Origin of the sequence: Sulfitobacter sp. NFXS29 (genome assembly GCF_040148765.1) — a bacterium.
GTDB lineage: Bacteria > Pseudomonadota > Alphaproteobacteria > Rhodobacterales > Rhodobacteraceae > Sulfitobacter.
The window spans coordinates 90,928-113,708 of record NZ_JAGDED010000003.1; the positions used below are offsets into that span (position 1 = coordinate 90,928).

Annotated in this window: 27 protein-coding genes and 1 tRNA gene; 11 read left to right on the forward strand and 17 right to left on the reverse strand. The window is 61.6% G+C overall.

Annotated features, from left to right (window positions below; translation table 11 throughout):
* Positions 1-5: 5 nt before the first annotated feature.
* Genes pheT through pheS form a run of 3 tightly spaced genes read right to left on the reverse strand, consistent with a single transcriptional unit; the run spans position 6 to position 4,000 of the window.
* Positions 6-2,402 (reverse strand): phenylalanine--tRNA ligase subunit beta, encoded by a 2,397-nt coding sequence (gene pheT / locus J3456_RS07045; protein WP_349579513.1) that lies wholly within the window; start codon positions 2,400-2,402, stop codon positions 6-8.
* Complete coding sequence (locus J3456_RS07050; RefSeq protein ID WP_349579514.1) at positions 2,399-2,887, reverse strand: hypothetical protein; 489 nt, start codon at positions 2,885-2,887, stop codon at positions 2,399-2,401. Before J3456_RS07050 ends, pheT begins: the two co-directional genes overlap by 4 nt.
* Before the next feature lie 39 nt (positions 2,888-2,926).
* Complete coding sequence (gene pheS, locus J3456_RS07055) at positions 2,927-4,000, reverse strand: phenylalanine--tRNA ligase subunit alpha (RefSeq protein ID WP_349579515.1); 1,074 nt, start codon at positions 3,998-4,000, stop codon at positions 2,927-2,929.
* Positions 4,001-4,173: 173 nt separating this feature from the next.
* Here pheS and J3456_RS07060 point away from each other — a divergent pair, with 173 nt between their 5' ends.
* Positions 4,174-4,848 (forward strand): type 1 glutamine amidotransferase domain-containing protein, encoded by a 675-nt coding sequence (locus J3456_RS07060; protein ID WP_349579516.1) that lies wholly within the window; start codon positions 4,174-4,176, stop codon positions 4,846-4,848.
* Between the two features lie 90 nt (positions 4,849-4,938).
* Positions 4,939-5,151 (forward strand): hypothetical protein, encoded by a 213-nt coding sequence (locus J3456_RS07065; RefSeq protein WP_349579517.1) that lies wholly within the window; start codon positions 4,939-4,941, stop codon positions 5,149-5,151.
* Here J3456_RS07065 and J3456_RS07070 read toward each other — a convergent pair.
* The 6 genes from J3456_RS07070 to pyk form a co-directional block, all read right to left on the reverse strand.
* The gene (locus tag J3456_RS07070; RefSeq protein ID WP_349579519.1) at positions 5,140-6,336 is read right to left on the reverse strand and encodes a Hint domain-containing protein; all 1,197 of its coding nucleotides are present in this window, start codon (positions 6,334-6,336) and stop codon (positions 5,140-5,142) included. The two genes, J3456_RS07065 and J3456_RS07070, sit on opposite strands and share 12 nt — an antisense overlap.
* A gap of 222 nt (positions 6,337-6,558) precedes the next feature.
* Positions 6,559-7,602, reverse strand: coding sequence for an alpha/beta hydrolase (locus J3456_RS07075; protein WP_349579520.1), 1,044 nt, complete (start codon positions 7,600-7,602; stop codon positions 6,559-6,561).
* A 163-nt stretch (positions 7,603-7,765) separates the two neighbouring features.
* Entirely contained in the window at positions 7,766-8,131 is a 366-nt protein-coding gene (rplT, locus tag J3456_RS07080) for a 50S ribosomal protein L20 (RefSeq protein ID WP_007118124.1), read from the reverse strand.
* Between the two features lie 15 nt (positions 8,132-8,146).
* Positions 8,147-8,347, reverse strand: a complete 201-nt coding sequence (gene rpmI, locus J3456_RS07085; RefSeq protein WP_007118125.1) for a 50S ribosomal protein L35 — start codon at positions 8,345-8,347, stop codon at positions 8,147-8,149.
* Between the two features lie 136 nt (positions 8,348-8,483).
* The gene (locus J3456_RS07090; protein WP_067624919.1) at positions 8,484-8,708 is read right to left on the reverse strand and encodes a hypothetical protein; all 225 of its coding nucleotides are present in this window, start codon (positions 8,706-8,708) and stop codon (positions 8,484-8,486) included.
* Between the two features lie 28 nt (positions 8,709-8,736).
* The gene (gene pyk / locus J3456_RS07095) at positions 8,737-10,182 is read right to left on the reverse strand and encodes a pyruvate kinase (RefSeq protein WP_067624802.1); all 1,446 of its coding nucleotides are present in this window, start codon (positions 10,180-10,182) and stop codon (positions 8,737-8,739) included.
* A gap of 152 nt (positions 10,183-10,334) precedes the next feature.
* Between pyk and J3456_RS07100 the strand changes: the two genes are divergently transcribed.
* Positions 10,335-10,646: a DUF1244 domain-containing protein gene (locus J3456_RS07100; protein ID WP_349579521.1), complete on the forward strand. Its 312-nt coding sequence runs from the start codon at positions 10,335-10,337 to the stop codon at positions 10,644-10,646.
* Between the two features lie 192 nt (positions 10,647-10,838).
* Here J3456_RS07100 and J3456_RS07105 read toward each other — a convergent pair whose 3' ends face one another.
* On the reverse strand, positions 10,839-11,297 hold the full coding sequence (locus tag J3456_RS07105) for a MaoC family dehydratase (RefSeq protein ID WP_349579522.1): 459 nt from the start codon (positions 11,295-11,297) through the stop codon (positions 10,839-10,841).
* 106 nt (positions 11,298-11,403) lie between these two features.
* On the opposite strand from J3456_RS07105, the gene J3456_RS07110 reads away from it, so the two are divergent.
* Positions 11,404-11,847 carry a DMT family transporter gene (locus J3456_RS07110; protein WP_259946479.1) on the forward strand — a complete coding sequence of 148 codons (444 nt, stop codon included), beginning with the start codon at positions 11,404-11,406 and terminating at the stop codon, positions 11,845-11,847.
* A gap of 3 nt (positions 11,848-11,850) precedes the next feature.
* On the opposite strand, the gene J3456_RS07115 is transcribed toward J3456_RS07110, so the two are convergent.
* Genes J3456_RS07115 through dgcN form a run of 3 tightly spaced genes read right to left on the reverse strand, consistent with a single transcriptional unit; the run spans position 11,851 to position 14,683 of the window.
* Positions 11,851-12,711 (reverse strand): D-amino-acid transaminase, encoded by an 861-nt coding sequence (locus J3456_RS07115; protein ID WP_349579523.1) that lies wholly within the window; start codon positions 12,709-12,711, stop codon positions 11,851-11,853.
* Between the two features lie 2 nt (positions 12,712-12,713).
* A complete protein-coding gene (dgcA, locus tag J3456_RS07120) occupies positions 12,714-13,679 on the reverse strand; it encodes an N-acetyl-D-Glu racemase DgcA (protein WP_349579524.1) in 966 nt (321 codons plus the stop codon).
* A gap of 2 nt (positions 13,680-13,681) precedes the next feature.
* Positions 13,682-14,683, reverse strand: coding sequence for an N-acetyltransferase DgcN (dgcN, locus tag J3456_RS07125; RefSeq protein WP_349579525.1), 1,002 nt, complete (start codon positions 14,681-14,683; stop codon positions 13,682-13,684).
* Positions 14,684-14,940: 257 nt separating this feature from the next.
* On the opposite strand from dgcN, the gene J3456_RS07130 reads away from it, so the two are divergent.
* Positions 14,941-15,900 carry an L-malyl-CoA/beta-methylmalyl-CoA lyase gene (locus J3456_RS07130; RefSeq protein ID WP_349579526.1) on the forward strand — a complete coding sequence of 320 codons (960 nt, stop codon included), beginning with the start codon at positions 14,941-14,943 and terminating at the stop codon, positions 15,898-15,900.
* 158 nt (positions 15,901-16,058) lie between these two features.
* Positions 16,059-17,021, forward strand: a complete 963-nt coding sequence (locus J3456_RS07135) for an acetyl-CoA carboxylase carboxyltransferase subunit alpha (RefSeq protein ID WP_349579527.1) — start codon at positions 16,059-16,061, stop codon at positions 17,019-17,021.
* Here the strand turns inward: J3456_RS07135 and J3456_RS07140 are convergent.
* The gene (locus J3456_RS07140) at positions 17,018-17,464 is read right to left on the reverse strand and encodes a GNAT family N-acetyltransferase (protein WP_349579529.1); all 447 of its coding nucleotides are present in this window, start codon (positions 17,462-17,464) and stop codon (positions 17,018-17,020) included. The genes J3456_RS07135 and J3456_RS07140 overlap by 4 nt on opposite strands.
* Before the next feature lie 293 nt (positions 17,465-17,757).
* Here J3456_RS07140 and J3456_RS07145 point away from each other — a divergent pair, with 293 nt between their 5' ends.
* Positions 17,758-18,069, forward strand: a complete 312-nt coding sequence (locus J3456_RS07145; RefSeq protein WP_349579531.1) for a hypothetical protein — start codon at positions 17,758-17,760, stop codon at positions 18,067-18,069.
* A gap of 15 nt (positions 18,070-18,084) precedes the next feature.
* Here J3456_RS07145 and J3456_RS07150 read toward each other — a convergent pair whose 3' ends face one another.
* Positions 18,085-18,735 carry a GntR family transcriptional regulator gene (locus tag J3456_RS07150; protein WP_349579532.1) on the reverse strand — a complete coding sequence of 217 codons (651 nt, stop codon included), beginning with the start codon at positions 18,733-18,735 and terminating at the stop codon, positions 18,085-18,087.
* Positions 18,736-18,861: 126 nt separating this feature from the next.
* On the opposite strand from J3456_RS07150, the gene J3456_RS07155 reads away from it, so the two are divergent.
* Both J3456_RS07155 and J3456_RS07160 read left to right on the forward strand, forming a co-directional pair.
* Positions 18,862-19,155: a Dabb family protein gene (locus J3456_RS07155; RefSeq protein ID WP_067624770.1), complete on the forward strand. Its 294-nt coding sequence runs from the start codon at positions 18,862-18,864 to the stop codon at positions 19,153-19,155.
* 8 nt (positions 19,156-19,163) lie between these two features.
* Complete coding sequence (locus J3456_RS07160) at positions 19,164-20,285, forward strand: aminodeoxychorismate synthase component I (protein WP_349579533.1); 1,122 nt, start codon at positions 19,164-19,166, stop codon at positions 20,283-20,285.
* Here the strand turns inward: J3456_RS07160 and J3456_RS07165 are convergent.
* Positions 20,282-20,983, reverse strand: coding sequence for a M48 family metallopeptidase (locus tag J3456_RS07165; protein ID WP_349579534.1), 702 nt, complete (start codon positions 20,981-20,983; stop codon positions 20,282-20,284). The two genes, J3456_RS07160 and J3456_RS07165, sit on opposite strands and share 4 nt — an antisense overlap.
* Before the next feature lie 111 nt (positions 20,984-21,094).
* Here J3456_RS07165 and J3456_RS07170 point away from each other — a divergent pair, with 111 nt between their 5' ends.
* Positions 21,095-21,424 carry a TIGR02300 family protein gene (locus J3456_RS07170; RefSeq protein ID WP_067624760.1) on the forward strand — a complete coding sequence of 110 codons (330 nt, stop codon included), beginning with the start codon at positions 21,095-21,097 and terminating at the stop codon, positions 21,422-21,424.
* A 93-nt stretch (positions 21,425-21,517) separates the two neighbouring features.
* Positions 21,518-21,593, forward strand: a tRNA-Ala gene (locus J3456_RS07175).
* Between the two features lie 390 nt (positions 21,594-21,983).
* Here the strand turns inward: J3456_RS07175 and J3456_RS07180 are convergent.
* Positions 21,984-22,748, reverse strand: a complete 765-nt coding sequence (locus J3456_RS07180) for a sulfite exporter TauE/SafE family protein (protein ID WP_349579535.1) — start codon at positions 22,746-22,748, stop codon at positions 21,984-21,986.
* Positions 22,749-22,781: the final 33 nt, after the last annotated feature.

Below are 22,781 nucleotides of genomic sequence, written 5' to 3' on the forward strand. Positions count from 1 at the left end.
TTCGTTCAGCCGCGCAGCACGCCGCCTGTGGCTTTGGTCACTTTCTCGACAACCTTAGCACCTACGGCTTCGATGTCTGCATCCTTCAGCGTCTTGTCACTGGGCTGCAACCGCACAGTGATCGCGAGGGATTTCTTGCCCTCGCCAAGGCTGCCGCCGATGAACTCGTCAAAAACGCGCACGTCTTCGATCAGGTTTTTATCGGCCCCCTTGGCCGCGTTCACCAGCGTCAGCGCCTCGACATCCGTATCAACGACAAAGGCAAAATCACGCTCGACCGCTTGCAGGTCGCTGATCTGCAAGGCCGGGCGCGTGGCACCGGATTTGCGCGGCAGCGGCACTTCGGCGGGATAGATGGTGAAGGCCATCGCGGGGCCTTTGACGTCCATCGCGGCCAGCACGCGCGGGTGCACTTCGCCAAAGATGCCGAGCACCTTTTTCGGGCCAAGGCAGACCTTGCCGTGACGGCCCGGATGCCACCAATCCGCCGCGCCGCGCAGGACCTGCACCTTGGCGGGCGCGCCGATGGCCGCCAGCACGGCTTCGGCATCGGCTTTGACGTCATAGACATCCACCGCCCGCGCCGCGCCATGCACGTCGCGCGGACCGGTACGGCCCACCAGCAGGCCGCTGACCATGATCTGCTCTTCGCCCGGCTCACCGCCTGAGAAGGCAGGACCAACCTCAAACAGCGCCATATCAGCAAAGCCGCGCGCTTGATTGCGGGCCGCGGCCTGCAACAGACCGGGCAGCAGATCGGGGCGCATGTGGCTCATGTCCGACGAGATCGGGTTTTCCAGCCGTGTCTCATCCGTACCGCCGCCGAACAGCGCGGCAGAGGCTTGGTCGATGAAGCTGTAAGACACACATTCGTTGTAGCCGAGCGCTGCCGCCGTGCGCCGGGCGGTAACCACGCGGCGCTGCATGGGCGAGAGCACGGGGCGCGGCACGCCCGTTGTCAGACGCGGCAGCGGCTTGCCTTCGAGCTTGGTGAGCGACGCAATCCGCGCGACCTCTTCCACCAGATCGGCCTCGCCCTGCACGTCAGGACGCCAGCTTGGCACCTGCGCCATCTCACCGTCGAGTTGGAAGCCAAGCGCGGTCAGCGTCTGGCGTTGGTCGCTTTCGGGGATCGTCATGCCGACCAGCGACTGCACTTTGGCCGCGTCCAGCTTGTAGGCGCGACTGGTGTCAGGCACTTGGCCTGCGACCACAACCTCAGACGCCTCACCGCCCGCGTGATCGAGGATCATCCGCGTGGCGTGTTCGATGCCGTAGGGCGTGAAGGCCGGGTCCACACCGCGCTCGAACCGGTAGCGCGCGTCCGAGTTGATCTTGAGCGCGCGGCCCGCATAGGCGATCTGCACCGGGTCCCAATAGGCGCTTTCGACAAAGACGTTGACCGTGTCTTCGGTCACGCCTGTGGCCTCGCCGCCCATGATGCCCGCGATGCTTTCTACGCCGCTGTCGTCGGAAATGACCATCTGGCCCGCTTGCAGGGTATAGGTCTTTTCATCCAGCGCCATGATCTCTTCGCCGCCCTTGGCACGGTGCACGCGCAGGTTGCCCTTGACCTTATCGGCGTCAAAGACATGCAGCGGGCGGTTGCGGTCGAAGGTGAAGAAGTTGGTCACGTCCACGAGGAAAGAGATCGGACGCAGCCCAATGGCGCGCAGGCAATCTTGCAGCCACGCCGGGCTGGGGCCGTTCTTCACGCCCGTGATCACGCGGCCATAGAACACCGGGCAACCGTCGAGCGTGTCATCGTCGATGCTGACATTGATCGGCGAGGCAAAGCGGCCCTCGACCGCATCGCAATCGCGCGGCTTCAGCTTGCCCAGACCCCGTGCAGCGAGGTCACGCGCAATGCCGCGCACGCCGAGCGCATCGGGGCGGTTGGGGGTGATGGCGATCTCGATCACCGGGTCGACTTTGGCGGGGTCATTCTCGGCCAGCCAATCGATGAAACGGTCGCCGGGCTTGCCCGAGGGCAGCTCGATGATGCCGTCATGCTCTTCGCTCAGCTCCATCTCGCGCTCGGAGGCCATCATGCCGAAGCTTTCAACGCCGCGGATTTTGCCGACGCCGATGGTGGTGTCGATCCCCGGCACATAGACGCCCGGCTTGGCCACGACGACGGTGATGCCAGCGCGGGCATTGGGCGCGCCGCAGATGATCTGCATCACGCCTTCGTCGGTTTCCACCTGACAGACGTTCAGCCGGTCGGCATCGGGGTGTTTCTCGGCGGATTGGACATAGCCGAGGGTGAAATCGGCCAGCTTCGCCGCCGGGTTCTCGACGCCTTCGACTTCGAGGCCGAGGTCGGTGAGGGCATAGGTGATCTCATCAATCGACGCCGTGGTGTCGAGATGGTCCTTGAGCCAGGAGAGAGTAAATTTCATTGTTTGAGTTCCTCAACATCGGTCAAATAGCCATCAATGCCAGTTCCCTGCACGATGTCTTTTCTCATTTCTTTAAGCAAACTTCTTCGTGCGGCCCTGAATGGCTCAGTAGCTGCGAGATAAGCTTCACTCTCAGTTTTAGTGGCCCTACGTCCGAGCTTATGTAGATACTGAACCCTCTTCCCATCTGTCCAAAGGTGATCGCCTATATTGCTACCAATTAGCCGCAATGATGCTTTAGCAACGGCGTCAGGGGCCATGAGCGCGATCTGATCTTGTAGCGGAGATAGCTTTTCCATCAGAGATGTGCCCGCGTCAGCAGGAGTTTCATAGTCTTCCTTTGAGTGTTCCTGAAGAACAACGAGGTATTGTCTGTAAACTGTGAGCCGTTCCCTACGAAGTTCATCCGCCCGTTGTTGTGCCGCTTTAGCGAAGAACAAAAGAATGCCTATAGCAGCAGCCACAAACGGCGAGCTAAGGGTCAAGATCTCTTTAACCCAAGCAACTGCGTCCCTTCCTTCCATTTACCGCGACAACCCACCATGCAAATTCGGCTGATCCAAGCTCGCGAACCCATAGTGCCGCAACCAGCGCAAATCTGAATCAAAGAACGCACGAAGATCCGGAATCCCGTATTTCAGCATCGCGATCCGGTCGATCCCCATGCCGAAGGCAAAGCCCTGCCATTCGTTCGGGTCGATCCCGCCCGCCTGCAACACCTTGGGGTGCACCATGCCGGAGCCCAGCACTTCCATCCAGCCGTCGCCCTCGCCGATGCGCAACTGGCCGTCGACCCAAGAACACTGGATGTCGACCTCAGCCGAAGGCTCGGTGAAGGGGAAGTGCGACGCGCGGAAGCGGGTCTTGATGCCGTCGATCTCGAAAAACGCGGCGAAAAACTCCTCAAGCGTCCACTTGAGGTTCGCCATCGAGATGTCTTTGTCGATCGCCAAGCCTTCGACCTGATGGAACATCGGCGTGTGGGTCTGGTCGTAATCAGCACGGTAGACGCCGCCGGGGCAGATAATGCGCAGGGGCGCGCCTTCGGCCTCCATCGTGCGGATCTGCACAGGCGAGGTGTGGGTGCGCAGCACATGCGGGGCGCGCTCGTCGCCCTCGGCACGGGCCATGTAAAACGTGTCCATCTCGGCCCGCGCGGGGTGGTGGCCGGGGATGTTCAGCGCGTCGAAGTTGTACCAATCGGTGTCGATGCGCGGGCCTTCGGCGACGGAAAAACCCATCTCTGCGAAGATCGCGGTCAACTCCTCGGTCACTTGGCTGACCGGGTGGATGCTGCCCTGACGCTGGTGCCGCGTCGGCAGGGTCACGTCGAGCCATTCGCTGCGCAGACGCTCGTCCAGCGCGGCATCACCAAGCGCGGCCTTTTTGGCTGACAGCGCCGAGTTGATCTCATCCTTCAGCGCGTTCAGCGCGGGGCCAGCGACCTGCCGTTCTTCGGGGGTCATCTTGCCGAGCTCGCGCATCTTCAGGGCCACTTCGCCCTTTTTGCCCACGGCGGCCAGCCGGATGTCTTCCAGCGCGGATTCGTCGCCAGCATCGGCGATTTGGCTCAGGTACTTTTGCTTCAGATCGTCCATGACAGGCCCTTGGAATAATACCCCGTCCTGCTAGCCCTCCCGCCTTGTGAATGCAAGCCGTAGGGGTTGTGGCAGCCTGAGGGAACCACCACCTCTGCCATGCGTTAGGCCGCATCCCTCTGGCGCGCCCTCATGGCAGCGGCGTGCCCAAACTCCCCCGAAAGGAGAGACCTATGAAAATCCTGATGGTTCTGACATCGCATGACGAACTGGGCGACACTGGCAACAAGACCGGCTTCTGGCTCGAAGAATTCGCCGCGCCCTACTACGTCTTCAAAGACGCGGGCGCCGATGTGACCCTCGCCTCGCCCAAGGGCGGCCAGCCGCCGCTTGACCCCAACAGCGACAGCGAAGACGCGCAGACCGACGCGACCCGCCGCTTTAAAGACGATGACGCCGCGCAAAAGGCGCTCGCCTCGACCAAAGTGCTTGGCGATGTGGATGCGGATGGCTTCGACGCAATCTTCTACCCCGGCGGCCACGGCCCGCTGTGGGATTTGGCCAATGACGCCGACAGCAAGCGCCTGATCGAGACCTTCTGGGCTTCTGATCGCCCTGTCGGTGCCGTCTGCCATGCGCCTGCCGTGTTCAGAGACACTGAACATGACGGCAAGCCGCTGGTTTCTGGCAAGCGCGTCACCGGCTTTACCAACACCGAAGAAGAAGGCGTTGGCCTCACCGATGTGGTGCCTTTCTTGGTCGAAGATATGCTGAAGAAAAACGGCGGCGACTACAGCAAGGGCGACGATTGGGCGTCTTACGTGCTGGTCGACGGCAAGCTGGTCACCGGCCAGAACCCCGCCTCTTCGGAAGAAGCGGCGAAAGAGATGCTGGCACTGTTGAAGTAACGGCATGAGGGGGCGCAGCCGCGCCCCTTCCCCGCCCGGAGGAACCGCCGGTGGTCGCGGCGTGTTTTACCTCTGAAAGGAGCCTCCGACATGGCAGATTATGACCGCAGCACCGGCGCCCCATGGAGCGCCGCAGACCTTGAGCAGCTTCGCATTCTGGCGGCAGAGGGCACAGCGCCCTCCGTGATCGCCGTACAACTGGGCCGCAGCGAGGAGGCGATCGCCCATCGGGCCGCGCAGGACGGCATCAGCCTGACCCCCGCCAGCCTGAACCCCTATGACCCCGACACGTTAGACCGATAGCAACGCGCGCCCGTTCTTCTTGTGCTTTTCGATCAGCCGTTTTTGCACCTCCCCGGGTGGGATCGGATGCGCGGTTGCGCCGAAACGGTCGCCTGCGACCAAGGTGGGAAAGAGCGTGGCGAATTCTTCGCGCTGCGCATGGCTTAGGGTGCTGATCGTCTCAGCGGTCAGCAGGAAGCTCTCGCTCGGCGCGCCCTCGGCATAGACGACTTCGTGATGCTTGAAGATCAGGTGGAAATATTCCACCTGCGCCACGCTATCGTCGACATGCACCCCCGGCAGTTCGGTCAGCCGAATGGCGGCGACGAGCACGGCCATGGCCCCGCAAATCCGTTTCACGATGCCCGAACGCGCTACCATGCGGTGCTGCCGCGACACCATGAGGTCGCGTTTGGGCAGGCCCGCACCCAATGCCCCAGCAGTGATCCGAATGGGGTAAAGTTTCGGGTTCTTCGCCAGTTCCGGCGCCCCAACAGGGCGGCGCAATGCGGCGACAAGCTCTTGATAGCCACTGCCTTGGGTCAGCACCCGCGCGCCGGGGGCCAAGGTTTCGACCGGCAAATCGCCCTGGTCGGTTGTGATCAAGGTACCGCGCGTGAAACAGGCCACACCGGTCGAGACCAAATCCCCCTTCTCGCGCATCGTGTCTATGTCGGACTTCCAATTCAAACTTCCGACAAGCCCACCCTCCGGCAGACCAGAGAAATCAACGGTCATGGTGGTGAAAAGATCGCCCGCAGGCGGGCTGCCCGCCAGATTAACGATGCCAGCGTAGGTCACCTCAAGATCACCGGCCAAATCCCGCGGGTCTGCGTTCACCCGGAAGGGAAACCCCTCTAGCGAGGTGGGGGTAGAACCGCCATTCGGATCGTCATCCGGGACGATGGTGGTGTCGAAAACAGAACTGGCGGGCTGGAGATCAATCTCCATAGTAGCCAGCGGTTTGGTCGTCTCTAGATGGTGCCAGTCATAGCCAAAGGACATCTGCGTGTTCTCGCCAACCGCCGCGCCATTCGTATAAGGGTCTGTCGCGTGCCAAGTCAGCGTCTCGGTCGTGCCATCCGCATAGGTCAGCGTGATCCGCGCCCCATCCAGATCGACACCGCGCGAACTGGTATCGTCGCGAATGCCGTGGACCGTTTCATGGGGGTCTTCGTCCAACCTGTTGATTACAATCCCGGGCATAAACGTCCCCACCTTTTTCAAATAACCTGCCGACCAACGGCATAAATTGCCACGCCACCCGCGCAGGATCTCTGCACAATGGCCTATCGTTAAGCCACATTGTCCATAAGGTGGGGTAGGAGCATGGCCATGGCGAGGGTTTATTAAGGCAACATTAAGCAGCTACCTGATACGCAAAAAGCCCCGCCGATAGGCGGGGCTTTCGCTTGGTATTGAGGTGATTTACTTCGAAAAGTGGTCTTTCAAAAAGCCAGACACCTGCTCAAGCGCCGCTTCGGGCGCGGGGGTACCCGCAATGGGGTTGAGCATGGCAAAGTCGTGGATCGAGAAATCATAGCGCGTGCCCTCGGTCTCCACGCCCGCTTTGACCAGCTTGGCCGCAAAGGCTTCCCCTTCGTCGCGCAACACATCGTTTGCGCCCGTGATCACGAGCGAAGGCGGCAGATCGGCCAACGCTTCGGTGTCATAGTTCAACGGAGAGATCATCGGATCCATGGGATCGGCGTCCTCAGGCAGATAGGCGTTCCAGAACCACTCCATCGAGGCTTTGGTCAACCACGGGCCATCAGCGAATTCCTCGTAAGAGCCACTTGTCAGATCAGCGGTGGTAACCGGGTAGATCATCGCCAGCGCGTCGAGGTTCGGGCCGCCCTGCTCTTTTGCCATCTGCGCCACGACAGCGACCATCTGACCGCCAACGGAATCGCCCGCCAAAGCCAATTGGTTGGGATCAATACCGAAATCAGCGGCATTCTCTGCAACATGTTTCAGCACCGCGAAATCCTGCTCAAGCTGCACGGGGTGCTTCTGCTCGGGCGCCGGGGCGTAGTCGACAAAGACATAGACCGCGCCTGTCTGGTTTGCCAGCTCACGGATCATGCGCTCATGGGTCGTAAAATTACCCAGGATCCAGCCGCCACCGTGGAAGTAAAGCACGCCCGGCAAGGCTTCATCACCGGCATCCGCGGGCTTTACCACGACCACATCCATCTGCCCGGTCGGGCCAACTTCCAGTGTCATTTTCTCGACCGAGGCATCGGGCATCTCGACATCTGCCTTTGTCTGCGTGTTGATCAAGACTTGCCGCGCCTCTTCCGGCGATAGCTCGTTGATGGGGGTCGAGCCTTCAAGGCTGTCGATAAACTCCTGCGTCTGCGCCTGTAGCACGACTTTGTCTTTATCGGCATGCGCCTCAGCAAAGGCGGCCGCGGGCACCAGCGCGCCAATCGCGGCACCGGTTAGCAGTTGGCGTAGGGAAAGTGTCATTGAATGTCTTCCTTCCTGAATGTGTCCTGCTGGCACAACAGATGGCTCTTGGGGCAGTTCAATGACATTTTCTTGAGGATCCCCTTCGGTCCTTCTGCGTCTGCCCAAACGCAAAAAGCCCCGCCGTGGGGCGGGGCTTTCTAAAACTCAATGCAAGGTCAGCTTAGGCTGCCAGTGCGTCCTGCGCCTGTTTGACGATCGCGCCAAAGGCTTCGGGCTCATGCACGGCCAGATCGGCCAGAACCTTACGGTCCACTTCGATACCTGCCAGCGACAGACCGTTGATGAAGCGGCTGTATGTCAGCGCTTCGTCATGGCTCCGCACGGCGGCGTTGATCCGCTGGATCCACAGAGCGCGGAAGTTGCGCTTGCGGTTCTTGCGGTCACGGGTTGCATATTGGTTAGCCTTGTCGACCGCCTGTGTGGCGACCTTGAAGACGTTCTTGCGCCGACCATAATAGCCTTTTGCGGCTTTGATGATCTTCTTGTGACGCGCGTGGGTGACTGTACCACCTTTAACTCGGGACATCTCGGTACTCCTATATCAGCGGGCGTAGGGCATGAAGCCCTTGATGATCTTTGCATCGGGCTCGGACAGTGTTGTCGTGCCGCGTGCGTTACGGATGAACTTGTTGGTCCGCTTGATCATACCGTGCTGTTTGCCAGCTTGGCTGCCGATGACCTTACCAGTCGCCGAGACCTTAAAGCGCTTTTTGGCGCTCGATTTCGTCTTCATCTTGGGCATTTCCGTCTCCGTCTTTTGAGTTCGGTATAAACACGACTCGGCATGCCACTTGAGGCCGGTCGTGCAGGCTAAGATGCGCCGTATAGGCGCGCTCGGGCAAGGATGCAAGAGGTTTTGAGCAGCGCTGTGGACGCGCTTAAGGCAACAGGTCCGCCGCCACGGAAACGAAGACATCCGGCAGCGTCTCGAAGGAATAGCGCCCCGGATTTTTCTGCAGGGCAAAGACGATTAGCCCTGCAGCAATCAAGATCGTGATGGCCGAGGCGCGCGGCGACCGACGGTCGGTCACCGCAGAGAGGATCGAAGGGATCGACAGCACCGCCAGAACGATGCCAACCACCATTGCCAAGTCAGAGTTCACACGCAACATCCCCCTAGTTGAGGAAAGGCTACTCCGGATCGGAGGCGTAAATCAAACGTTCGTCACATGGCGCCACGCGCAGAATATTGGTGCTGCCCGGCACGTTGAAAGGCACACCGGCTGTCACCACGATATGATCCTCCGGCCCGGCGTAGCCCTCTGACAATGCTGCCCGCGCGGCGCTGAGGACGGCTAGTTTGAACCGGTCATGCCCATCGGTGATGATGCAATTCGTGCCCCAGCTGAGCGCCAGACGGCGCGCGGTATTGACCAAAGGCGACAGCGCGATGATCGGCACGCGGGGGCGTTCGCGCGCGGTCAGCAGCGCGGTGGTGCCCGACTGGGTGAAACAGCAGATCGCCTTGATGTCCGTCGTCTCAGCAATCTCACGCGCGGCGGCGACGATTCCGTCGGCCACGGTGGTACGGTCCGCAGTACGCGAAGATTCGATGATCTGCGTATAGGTCGGATCGGCCTCGACCTCTTGGGCGACATTATCCATCGTCGCCACGGCCTCCAGCGGGTAATCCCCGGCGGCTGATTCCGCACTCAACATCACCGCATCCGCGCCTTCGTAGATCGCCGTGGCCACGTCCGACACTTCGGCGCGGGTCGGCATCGGGCTTTCGATCATCGATTCGAGCATCTGAGTCGCCACGATCACCGGCTTGGCTGCCGCCCGGCATTTGCGCACCAGACGCTTCTGGATCGGCGGCACGTTCTGCACGGGCAGCTCCACGCCCAGATCGCCGCGTGCCACCATGATGCCATCGCTGACATCCAAGATCGCCTCGAAACGCTCCACCGCGGCGGGCTTTTCGATTTTCGACAGGATCGCCGCCCGGCCTTTGACCAGATCGCGCGCCTCGGTCACATCCTCGGGCCGCTGGACAAAGCTGAGGGCGAGCCAATCGACCCCCAACTCGCACACGAATTCCAGATCGGCGCGGTCCTTCTCGGACAGGGCGGCAAGCGGCAGCAGCACGTCGGGCACGTTCACGCCCTTGCGGTTCGAGATCACACCGCCCGTCACGACTTCGCAATCGGCAAAATCAGGGCCGCAGTCGCGCACCTTCAGACGGATTTTACCGTCATTCACCAACAGGCTCGCGCCCGGCTCAAGGGCTGCGAAAATTTCGGGATGGGGCAGGCAAACACGGGCCGCATCGCCTGGCGCCTCATCAAGATCAAGCCGGAAGGACGCCCCCTCTTCCAAGGTCGGGCCATCGCCCTCGAAGACGCCCACGCGCAGCTTCGGCCCCTGTAGGTCAGCCAAAATGCCAATCGCGCCGCCGGTCTCTTTCTCGATCTCGCGGATGATACGGTGCTTTTCGCGGATCTCTTCATGGCTGCCGTGGCTCATGTTGAGCCGGAAAACATCTGCACCGGCGTTGTGCAATGCCGCGATCACCTCTCGGGTTTCGGAGGCCGGCCCGAGTGTGGCCACGATCTTTACATTGCGCAAACGTCTCATATCTGTTCCTTCGTGTCCTATGTCCCCAAAGCGAATGTTAACGATAACATTGCCTATCCGGTGGCCTAGCGCCCCCATGAGTGCCTGTCAAAGGTTTCATCAGAATGACGGCCCCTCGCGGTGCCGTCCAGTGATATGAGAAGGAAGCTGTCATGCCCAGCCAACAAGAGATCGAACTGCAAGCCGCCGCCTTTCGCCGGTTGCAGAAACACCTGATGGAAGACCGGACCGATGTGCAGAACATCGACATGATGAACCTCGCCGGATTTTGCCGCAACTGCCTGTCGCGCTGGTATCAAGAGGCCGCCAACGAGCGCGGCATCGATATGGGCAAAGACGAGGCGCGCGAGCGTTTCTACGGGATGACCATGGACGCGTGGAAAGCCAACTATCAGACCGAAGCGAAAGACAGCCAGAAAGAGGCGTTCAAAACGGCGTTTGAAGAGAATGTCGGCAAAGGCTAACAGCTCTTCGATCCGAAACAATGCACCGCCAAAGAGCAGCATTGACCATGATCGCGCAACACTCACGACCTGCGCGGCGTGAGTGAAACCGTCAATCGGGCAGGCATTTGGGGCTTTCTTTTCGGTGCCCCTATGCCTGCCCTTTTCGCCTGCATCGCTGAGCTTCGCCCCCACCGCCCCGAAGGGGGCCACTCAAAACATGTAGAGCACCAGCCAATCGGCCTTAAGCGCCGGGCGCTCTGCCCCCTCAATCTCAACCGTCGCGGCGAAGCGGGTCATCAGATTGCCGCGCCCCCGCGTCTGCGCCTCTGCCAAAGCAAACCGCCCCCGGATCCGCTTGCCAGAATGCACAGGCGTGATGAAACGCACGCTGTCGAACCCGTAGTTGATCGACGCCTTTGCCCCCGCCATCACCGGCAGCGCGCCATAGGCCATGCCCGACATCATCGACAGTGTCAGCATCCCATGCGCCACAGTGCCGCCGAAATCCGTTTCCGCCGCGCGGACCGGATCTACATGGATAAACTGATGGTCCTCGGTCACTTCGGCAAAAGCGTCGATCCGCGCCTGATCCATCATGAACCATGGTGAGACGCCCAATTCGCGCCCGACGGCGGCTTTCATCTCTGCCCGGTCAATCTCGTTGCGCATTGCGGCCTCCTCTTTGCATCAGTCTAGCCGCGCGGCCCGTGGCTGCGAAAGCCCTTGCGCCCGGCGGGACATTTCTCATGCTGGGGCCAAGCAGAGCGGAGCCGTCATGAACACCCCCATCCTTGCCCTTATCGTCGTGGCCATCGCCGGGGCCGCCGTGGCCTTGCAAACGCCGATCAATGCCGCCTTGGGCCGTAACATCGGCAGCGGGGTCGCTGCGGCGGCGGTGTCCTTTGGCGTGGGTTTCGCAATCCTACTGGGGGTCTTGCTACTGCGGGGCGAGTTGGGCGCCCTGCCCCGCGCGGCTTCGGCTTCGCCGGTCTTGCTGCTGGGTGGTGTGCTGGGGGCGTTCTACGTCTGGTCAGTGCTTTGGGCGATCCCGACGTTGGGCGCGCTGACGGTGATCTCAGCCCTGATCCTCGGCCAGCTAAGCGCGGCGCTGGTCATCGATGCGACGGGGCTTTTGGGCCTGACGGTGCAGGCCATCACCCCCACCCGCATCGCCGCCGCCGCGCTGGTGGCGGCGGGGCTGGTTTTATCGCGGTTCTGAGCGTCAGATCGCGGTTTTGCGCATCTCTTCCAGATAGATTTCGCGCAGACGGGGCGCCAATTTGCCCGGCGTGCCGCTGCCGATCTTGGTGCCGTCAATCTCTACCACGGGCGTCACGAAAGCGCTGGCCGAGGTCACAAACGCCTCATCCGCCTGCTGCGCCTCTTCGATGGTAAAGTTGCGTTCTTCGACCTGCATCTGCGCCTCACGGGCCAGTTCCAGCACCGCCTTGCGGGTGATGCCGTGCAGGATATCGCTGGAGGTCTCGCGCGTGACGATCTTGCCGTCTTTAACGATATAGGCGTTGTTCGAGGTGCCTTCGGTGACGAAACCGTCTTCGACCATCCACGCGTCTTCGACACCCGCCTTCTTGGCCATCATCTTGCCCATCGACGGGTAGAGAAGCTGCACCGTTTTAATATCACGACGGCCCCAGCGGATGTCTTCGATGCTGATGACGCGGATGCCATCACGGGCGGCAGGGTTGTCGGCCAGACCCGGTTTCGACTGTGTAAACAGCACCAGCGACGGCGCGGTGGTCTCGGGATCGGGAAAGGCGAAATCGCGGTCGCCGTCCGACCCCCGCGTGACCTGAAGGTAAATCAGCCCGTCTTTGATCTCGTTCAGCCGCACCAGCTCGCGGTGAATCTCCAGCAGCTCCTCGGTTGTCGCAGGCGCGCGCATGTCGAGCTCGTTCATCGAGCGGGTCAACCGTTCGGCATGGCCGTCGAAAGCGATCAGCTTGCCATCCAGCACGCTCGTCACCTCATAGACCCCATCGGCCATCAGAAACCCCCGATCAAAGATCGAGACCTTGGCCTGATCCTCGGGCAGGTATTCGCCGTTTACATAGACAGTTCGCATGGTCACCCCCAGAGCGCGGCCACGGGGGGATGCACGCCCGCGCCGTCGAATTTCAAAGCATTCTCGCGGTCTTCGGCCAGAAGCAGCGGGCCGTCAAGGTCCACGACCTTTGCGCCTTGGGCGACCAGCGTCGCCGGGGCCATCGCCAGCGACGATCCGACCATGCAGCCGACCATCACGTCAAACCCTTCGGCAAGTGCCGCATCACGCAGCGCCAGTGCTTCGGTCAGCCCACCGGTCTTGTCGAGCTTGATGTTCACCACATCGTATTTGCCCTTGAGGCCGGGCAGGCTGGCACGGTCATGGCAGCTCTCATCCGCACAGACCGGAACGGGGCGGTCCATCCCCAAGAGCGCGTCATCTTCGCCTGCGGGCAAGGGTTGCTCCACCAGTGCTACACCAAGGCGCACCAGATGGGGCGCAAGGTCGGCATAGACCTCAGCCGACCAACCCTCATTTGCATCGATGATGATCGTGGCATCGGGCGCACCTGCGCGCACGGCTTCGAGCCGGGGCATGTCGTCGGGGGTGCCGAGCTTGATCTTCAAGAGCGGTCGATGGCTGTGCTTCGCCGCCTGCGCACGCATCGCTTCGGGCGCGTCCAGTGACAGCGTATAGGCCGTGACTTCCGGCCCTGGCGCGGTCAGCCCGGCCAGTTCCCAAACCCGCTTCCCGGCGCGCTTGGCCTCCAGATCCCATAGCGCGCAGTCCACTGCATTACGGGCAGCACCCGCCGGCAGAAGATCATAGAGCGCTTGGCGGGTGATATCGCCGGGCAGGCCGTTTATCTCAGCCGTGACGGATTCGAGGGTTTCCTCATAGCGGGCGTAGGGCACGCATTCGCCCCAGCCGGTGACGCCGCCTTCGGTCACGCGGACGGTCAGCACTTTGGCCTCAGTCCGTGAACCACGGCTAATGGTAAAGACTTGCGCCAGTTTGAATGTATCTGCGGTAACGTCGATCTGCATGGTCACAGCGCCGCCAGCGCATCGGCCAGTCGCGCCGCCCCTTGGCGGAAGGGATCGACCGCAGGCAGGCCAAGACGTTCTTCGACCTCGGCCAGATAGGCATCCGCCTCGGCTTCGGACATGTGGTAGGTGTTGATCGAAATGCCGACGACCTGACAGGCGGCGTTCGCCACCTTTGCCAGCGTCAACGCCATGTCGCGCACCGCTTCCAAGCTGGGCAGGGAATAGTCCGGCAGGCCGCGCATATGGGTCCGGGTCGGCTCATGGCAGAGGATCAGCGCGTCGGGCTGGCCGCCGTGGATCAGCGCCATGGTCACGCCGGAGTAGGAGACATGGAACAGGCTGCCCTGCCCTTCGATGATATCCCAATGGTCGTCATCATTGTCAGGCGTAAGGTATTCCACCGACCCGGCCATGAAATCGGCGATCACAGCATCCAAGGGCACGCCTTCGCCGGTGATCAGAATGCCGGTCTGGCCGGTGGCGCGGAAGGTGCTTTTCATGCCCTTTTCGCGCATCGCATCATCCAGTGCCAAGGCCGTGTACATCTTGCCGACCGAGCAATCGGTACCCACGGCCAAGACCCGCTTGCCGCTTCGTTTTTTACCGTCGGCGATGGGGTATTCCACGCTCGGCACGCGCACGTCATGCAGGGTGGTGCCGTTGGCTGCGCTTGCCGCAACAAGATCGGCCTCATCGCGCAACAGGTTGTGCAGTCCCGATGCGATATCGAAACCCATGTTCGACGCCTCAATCAGCACCTCTTTCCATGCCGCGCTTATTTTGCCGCCGCGATTAGCGACGCCAATGACCAAAGTCTCTGCCCCTGCATCACGCGCTTCGGCCAAAGTCATGTCTTGCAGACCGAGATCGGCCTTGCAGCCGTCCATGCGGAACTGGCCGACCGCGTTGTCGGGGCGCCAGTCTTTGATGCCTTGGGCAACCTTGGCAGACAGGGCATCGGGCGCGTCGCCCAAAAACAGCAGATAAGGGGTTTTGATCATGGCAGGCCTCCGGCATTGAATTTGTCCGCATATTGCGCGCGAGAATACGCAAGTGCGTGGCGTTGTCGACGCATCTGCATGCAAATGCGCAGCATTTCCCGCAAATTACCGTTGGCTGCGCAAAATTCGTGCGCTGCGCCGTGAGGCCACAAAAATCATCGAAATGCTGCGACTGCGAAAACCTCCTTGCGATTGGCGGCGCAATTTCATACCAGAATGAAGACACGTGATGAAACTTTATTACCTATAGGTGCCCCATGAGCTTCCGCATTCAGCCTGCCGCCCCTGCTCGCCCGAACCGCTGCCAATTGTTCGGCCCCGGCTCCCGTCCGGCGATCTTTGAAAAGATGGCAGCTTCGGATGCCGATGTGATCAACCTCGACCTCGAAGACAGCGTGGCCCCCTCGGACAAAGACAGCGCCCGCGCCAATATCATCAAGGCGATTTCCGAGATCGACTGGGGCAAGAAGACACTTTCGGTGCGGATCAACGGGTTGGACACGCCCTATTGGTATCGTGACGTGGTGGACCTGCTGGAGCAGGCCGGGCCGCGGCTCGACCAAATCATGATCCCGAAAGTGGGCTGTGCGGCGGATGTCTATGCGGTCGATGCGCTGGTGACCGCGGTCGAGACCGCCGAGGGGCGAGAGAAGAAGATCAGCTTTGAAGTCATCATCGAATCCGCTGCCGGTATCGCCCATGTGGAAGAGATCGCCGCGTCTTCTCCGCGTTTGCAGGCCATGTCGCTGGGAGCGGCGGATTTCGCAGCCTCCATGGGCATGCAGACCACCGGGATCGGCGGTACGCAGGAAAATTACTACATGCAGCGCGGTGAGCAGAAACACTGGTCCGACCCGTGGCACTGGGCGCAGGCCGCCATCGTCGCCGCTTGTCGCACCCATGGCGTGCTGCCGGTCGATGGGCCTTTCGGGGATTTCTCTGATGACGAAGGTTTCCGCGCACAGGCGCAGCGCTCGGCCACCTTGGGGATGGTGGGCAAATGGGCGATCCACCCCAAACAGGTGGCGCTGAGCAACGAGGTTTTCACCCCTTCCGAAGAGGCCGTGACCGAGGCGCGGGAGATTCTGGCGGCGATGGAAGAGGCCAAGGCGAAGGGCGAAGGGGCGACCGTTTACAAGGGGCGTCTGGTGGACATCGCCAGCATCAAACAGGCTGAGGTTGTTGTGCGGCAGTCCGAGATGATCGCCGGGAGCTAAGCGCCTGCGGCAGATCGCCGGGGGCCCTGCCCCCGGACCCCCGCGGGTATTTAAGAAAGGATGAAGAGGTAAGGGCGTGGGCCTGCCTGCCTTTCAAACCCGCGTTGCAAACCGGCGCGTTGCGCTCCATATAACAGGGCAACAAGCCGGAGCATGCAATGACCCAATATTTGGATTTCGAAAAACCGCTGGCCGAGATCGAAGGCAAGGCGGAAGAGCTGCGGGCGCTGGCCCGGTCCAACGAAGAAATGGACATCACCGATGAGGCCCGCGCGCTGGATAAAAAAGCCGCGGGGATGCTCGAAGACCTTTATGGCTCATTGACGCCTTGGCGCAAATGTCAGGTGGCGCGTCATCCAGAGCGGCCGCATTGCAAAGACTATATCGAAGCGCTTTTCACGGAATTCACACCGCTGGCAGGCGACCGAAATTTCGCCGATGATCTGGCCGTCATGGGCGGGCTGGCGCGGTTTCACGATACGCCGGTGGTCGTGATTGGCCATGAGAAGGGCAATGACACCAAGAGCCGGATCGAGCGCAATTTCGGCATGGCGCGGCCTGAGGGTTATCGCAAGGCCGTGCGGCTGATGGAACTGGCCGACAAGTTCAACCTGCCCGTGGTCACCATCGTCGACACGCCCGGGGCCTATCCCGGTAAGGGTGCAGAGGAGCGCGGCCAGTCTGAAGCGATTGCCCGCTCGACAGAGAAATGCCTGCAGATCGGCGTGCCGCTGATTAGTGTGATCGTCGGTGAAGGCGGCTCTGGCGGGGCGGTGGCTTTTGCCACGGCGAACCGCGTCGCGATGTTGGAGCATTCGGTTTATTCGGTCATCACGCCCGAAGGCTGTGCGTCGATCCTGTGGAAAGACAGCGAGAAGATGCGCGAAGCCGCCGAACAGATGCGTTTGACGGCGGATGAGCTCAAGACATTGGGCGTGATCGACCGGATCATTCCGGAACCGATGGGCGGCGCGCATCGTCATGCCGAAGAGTCGATCAAGGCGGTGGGCAAGTCGATCGAAGCCATGCTCAAGGAACTCGACGGCAAGGACGGCAAGACCTTGATCAAAGACCGCCGGACCAAGTTCCTTGAGATGGGGCGCAAAGGGCTGGCGGCCTAAGTCAGCCGCCGCCGAAAACGCGGATCAGGCGTGATTTGATCGAAACCGGCGGCGCGGTAGAAACCTTGCGCGCGCTGGTTTTTTGCATCCGTGCCTACGGTCATATAGCTGCAGCCCCGCGCCTTCGCGTGCTCCAGCGCGGCCTCCACCAGTGCTTTGCCGATGCCGCGCCCGCGCGCGGTGTCGCAGACAAAGAGATGGTGCAGATCCATCCCCCTTGCGCCGAATTGCAACTGCATCTGCGGGCAGAGCGCGGCATAGCCATGCAGCCCGGTTGCGCCTTCGGCCACCGAGAGTGTCAGCCAAGGCGTCGGGCCAAGGCAGTCACGTTCCAGCGCTGCCAGCGTGAGTGTTGCGGTGTCACCGTGGTAGGCCGCCAGTGCGTGAGCCAGATCAAGCACCATTGGTAGATCGGATTTTTGAACGGGGCGAATAGGGGGCATGTCGTCTCTTTCTGTGATTGCCACAGGGAGACAAGCAAAGCCGCGCTGTGGCGGCTTGTGGATATGGGGATAGGTGCCGCGCCGGTTAGGAGCGGGGATAATAGACTGTTGTGAAGCAGGTCTGTTCCATGAAGCCTAGGTGCCTCCGCGCCGCGCGTCTGTCAAGCGCCGCATATGTGAGCCGGTGTGATTTGCAAGCGGCCCCAATGCACCCGATATTAAATGTACAGGGCGTCTGCGACACCCCTGTGCCGCTAGATGCCCTTGTTGGTCACATCAGAAGGGAGCCTGTCATGTATAAGCGTATTCTCACCGCCGCCCTGCTCTTTGGTATGGCCTGCACCGGGCCACCGGCTTGGGCTCAGGCTTTGGCCTGCGCCCCGCGTGCGGCGCTCGCTGCGCAATTGGAAGCCGCCTATGGCGAGACCCTTTCGGCGCGAGGCCTTCAAAACCCGAACGCGCTGATCGAAGTTTTTGCCTCGGCTGAAAGCGGCAGCTTTACCGTGCTAGTAAGCAGGGCTGATGGCATGAGCTGCATCCTCTCCACTGGCACGCATTGGATGATCGAACCTATCGCGCGCCCAAAAGAGGGCGCGGCGAGCTGAACATGAGGCCAGCAGTTAACTGGCCAGCATCCGCAGACCTTGGGTGACATCGGAGCGCACCGCCAGCCGCAGCCCCGGCTCATCCCCGGCGCGCAGGGCGGCGATGATCAGCCGGTGGAAATGCGGCGGCTCGGTCCGGCGCAGGCGGCCATAGAGCGCCCGCATGGTAGGCCCGAGTTGCAGCCAGACCGTTTCTGCCATGGCGAGCATGGCAGGCGCTTGGGCGCGCAGATAAAGCGTTCGGTGAAATTCGAGGTTGGTGCGGATATAGCTGACAGCATCCCGGTGGGCCACGGCCTCGGCGATATTGGTGTTGATGGCCTGCATCCGCTCGATCAGCGCCATATGTGCGCGCGGCAAGGCGCGAGAGGCGAGTTCGACCTCTAAAAGCGCGCGTAGGGCAGCCAATTCCTCAATCCGTTCGTTGCTGAGTTCGGGGGTGGAGATGCGCCCAGAGGCCGACATTGTCAGTGCGCCTTCGGCCGCCAAACGCCGCACCGCTTCGCGCGCGGGCGTCATGGAGACCTCATATTCCTTGCCGATGCCGCGCAGGGTCAGCGCGTGACCGGGCGGCAGATCGCCGTGCATGATCCGCGCGCGCATGCGGCGGTAGACACGATCATGGGCCAGTGGTGTGGCCTCGACAGGGCGGGGGCTGAGGTTCATGATGCGGTTGTGATCACAAATTGGCCACCCGTCAAGCGCGGCATTTTGCGGCGCTGAGCACGATCACCCGTTGTCCCGGGCCCTGCGGCGATTTATCGGGGATAAAACCGCCAAAGGAGACGCGCCTTGACCAAACGAAACTTCATCCGTCACGTGGTCTTTTTCTCGGCCAAAGACCCCAAAGACTTGCCCACGATCGTGGCGGGGCTTTGGAAACTGGCCGACATCCCGCATTCGACAACCTTCGAGATCTGCGAAAACACCCGTGTCGATGCGCTTTCGGGCGATGTGGATGTGGTTGTCTATGCCGAATTCCCCGACGCCGAGGCGCTGGCCGCCTATAAGGCGCATCCGATCTATCAAGAATCCATCGATATCGTCCGCCCGCTGCGCGACATGCGCGTGCCTGCGGACTTTTAAGGCGCGGCATGGCTGGCCCTTGCGTCCTCTTTGACACTGGCCCGCTGGGAAGCGGCACGGGTTTTCACGCGCCCCAGCGGATCATCAGTGCCCAGACCCCCGCGGAGGTGCCCGAAGCCTTTGCAGCCCTTGAGGCGGCACAGGCGGGAGGCGCGTGGCTTGCTGGCTATGCGAGTTATGAGCTGGGCTACCTCGGCTCTGGTAAGCTGCGCGACCTGATGCCTGCGGAGCGCGGGCTGCCCTTGCTGCGTTTCGGGGTGTTTGATGCGCCCGAGGCGCACCGTTTCGCGGACGCGGCGGGGGATGCGAGCCTTTCTGAGCTGACACCGGACTGGGACTTTGCCCAGTATGAGGCCGCCTTTGCGCAGGTGCAGGACTTCATCACAGCCGGGGACATCTATCAGGCCAATCTGACCTTTGGGATGGAGGGGCGTTATAGCGGCACGCCTGCCGCCCTCTATGCCCGGCTGCGGCAGCGCCAGACGGTGGAACATGGGGCCTTCGTCGATCTTGGCGGCCCGGTGCTGCTGTCACGCTCGCCCGAGTTGTTCTTTGCGCTGACCGCAGAGGGGCATCTGACCGCGCGCCCGATGAAGGGCACCGCGCGACGGGGGCTGGATGCCCATGAAGATGCCAGGCTTCGCGCCGACCTTGCCGCGTCGGAAAAGAACATGGCCGAGAACCTGATGATCGTGGACCTGCTGCGCAATGACATCAGTCGGATTGCCGAAGTGGGCAGTGTCGAGGTGCCGAAACTATTCGAGATCGAAACCTATGAGACCCTGCACCAGATGACCTCGCGGATCACGGCGCAGGTCTTGCCGGGCAAGCGTCTGGCCGAGATCTTCCACGCGCTTTTCCCCTGTGGCTCTATCACCGGCGCGCCGAAAATTCGCGCCATGCAGATCCTGTGCGCGCTAGAGCCCGCGCCGCGCGATGCCTATTGCGGGGCGGTGGGCTGGATCGCCCCCACGGGGGCCATGCAGTTCAACGTGGCGATCCGCACGGCGACCTGCCACGCCGATGGGCGGTTGCGGCTGAATGTCGGTGGTGGCGTGGTGCATGACAGCACGGCCGAGGATGAATATGCCGAAGCGCTGCTGAAAGCACGCTTTGCGGCCCTGCCCTAGAATCGGTAGCGATGCAGCCCGCCGCCATGGTCGCGCAGCCATTGGCGGGGGGCCTGATAATCACCGTATATCCGCGTGACCTCGGCCCAGAAGGCGGGCGAGTGGTTCATCTGCGCCAGATGCGCGACCTCATGGGCGGCGACATAATCCAGCACCTCGGGCGGGGTCATGATCAGCCGCCACGAGAACATCAGCCCGCCATCACTGGTGCAAGACCCCCAGCGAGAGCGCGTGTCGCGCAGGGTGATCCGGGCATAGGGCCTGCCCAGCAGGGCGGCATAGTCGTCACAGGCCCCGGCGAGGCGGTCGCGGGCCACTTCGCGCAGATGCGCCGCAAGACGTTTGCCGATGCTCTCCTCCGGGCCGGGCACGAAGATTTCTTCGGGGCCGATCCGCACGCCCCTCCCTTGTACGGTAGCCCCCTGCCCGCCGCGCACCCGCAGCACCTTGCCGCCCACCGGCAGCTCAGCCCCCGGCGCCACGATCACATCCTCGCCCCGCGCGGCGAGATGCTGGCGAATCCAGTCCTGTTTGGTCTCGGCAAAGGCCAAAGCCTCACGCTCGGCCAGACGTTTGGGCATGGTCAGGGTGACCCGCCCGTCCAACTGCGAGATCCGCAAAGAGATGCGTCGCGCGCGCGCCGAACGGCGCAGGATCAGCGGAATCGGCGGGTTGCCGGGCAGCACAGGGTCTTTCATTACCGGAGCAACGTCCCTAGATAGAGGCCAAAGCCTTTGACAGTGCCCCCCTCATATGGCACTTGGCCGGAATCATCTACACGCAACAGCAATATTATAAAGGGGTGTTTCATGCCCAACGAAGAATGGGGAACCAAGCGCCTGTGCCCCACTACGGGCAAGCGCTTCTATGACCTCAATAAGAATCCGATCATCAGCCCCTACACGGGCGAAGAGGTCGAGGTCGACAACTCCAAGTCGCGGATGATCGCGGCGGATGCCGAGGATGCGGTCACAGCCAAAGCCAAGAAGGGCGACAAGGCGAACGACGAATCGTTGGTCGATGACGATGACGCGGTCGACGTGGATCTGGACGATGACATCCTTGATGACGACGACGATGATGACGATACAGTTCCGCTCGACGATTTGGCCGATGTGGCCTCGGACGACGAGGACTAATTAATCGGCGGCGGGGTCAATTTTCCGCTTGATCCCGCCTCCGCCAGCGCCTAATTAGCGGCACAGAACGACCCGGATCACATGATCCACGATGGGGCCTTAGCTCAGCTGGGAGAGCGCCTGCATGGCATGCAGGAGGTCAGCGGTTCGATCCCGCTAGGCTCCACCATCATCCCCCTTTCAGATATAAGATAAGTATCACCCGATAGAGGGGCTGACTGACGCGCATCCGCTTCGCGGCTACTCTGAGTCAGCGGTTCGATCCCGCTAGGCTCCACCAAGCCTTTTGCAAAGCAAAAGGTGTCGCGCGACAGTCGCTTCGAAGAAGCGATGAGAGCGCTAGCGCAACAACCCCCACAAACGATACGACTATATCCCAGCTGAAAACGATGCTTTGCGATCAAAACCTATAGGCCAACCCTGCCTACTGGTCGGCGATCTGTCTCGCCTCTTGCCACTATGCCGCGCCCACGATGTGCACTGCCTAGCGCGGGCCAAACCTTGCCAGATCGCCAACCCATTGCGAAAGGCTGATGTTAGCTGGCCGTGCCGTACCCGCTCAGAAGATCGCCCGACGGATCAAGTTCAACCCCGCCACCATCAGCACCAGCAATGTCATCTTGCGGAACAGCACCGGGTCCACCCGGTCCATCACCTTGCTACCCAGCCAGACGCCCAGCATCACCGGCAGGATCAACAGCGCGGAAAACGGCCATGTCTGCGCATTCAGCACCCCCGAGCCGATATGCGCCGCCAAAAGCGCCACGGCGCCCAGCCCGTAGATCACACCTTGGATTCGCATCTGGTCATGTTTCTCGGTCCCGAGCGCGGTGAGATAGGCCACCGTGGGCGGCCCCCAGATGCCCGAAATCCCTCCGACGGCTCCGGCAAAACCGCCCACCAGCGCCTCAACCTTGGCCGAGCGCTGCGGCAGGTGGAATTTATGCTTGGACAGTTGCAGCAGTGCGAAGAGCACTACCGGCACACCAATCATCAAGAGCATCACCGTCGCGGGCACCAGCCGCACCATCTGCGCGGAGAGCACCAGCATCACGCCGCCGCAAACCAAGAAAACCCAGAATAACCGGATCGAGCGCAGCGCCGCCTGCGGCCCCTGCCGCAGCGCTTGAAACGCATTGGCCAGCACCGTCGGCAGAATCAGCCCCGCCAGCGCCAATTCAGGCGCCATAAAAGTCGTGAGACCAGAAATCAGCACGAGCGGCAGGGCAAATCCGACAACGCCCTTCACGAACCCGCCACAGAGGCCGATTGCAAGTGCAGCATAGAATCTGAACGGGGTGAGAAAGGGGAAAATACTGTCCATACCGCTACATAGCACCCCCTCTGGCAGCTGCAC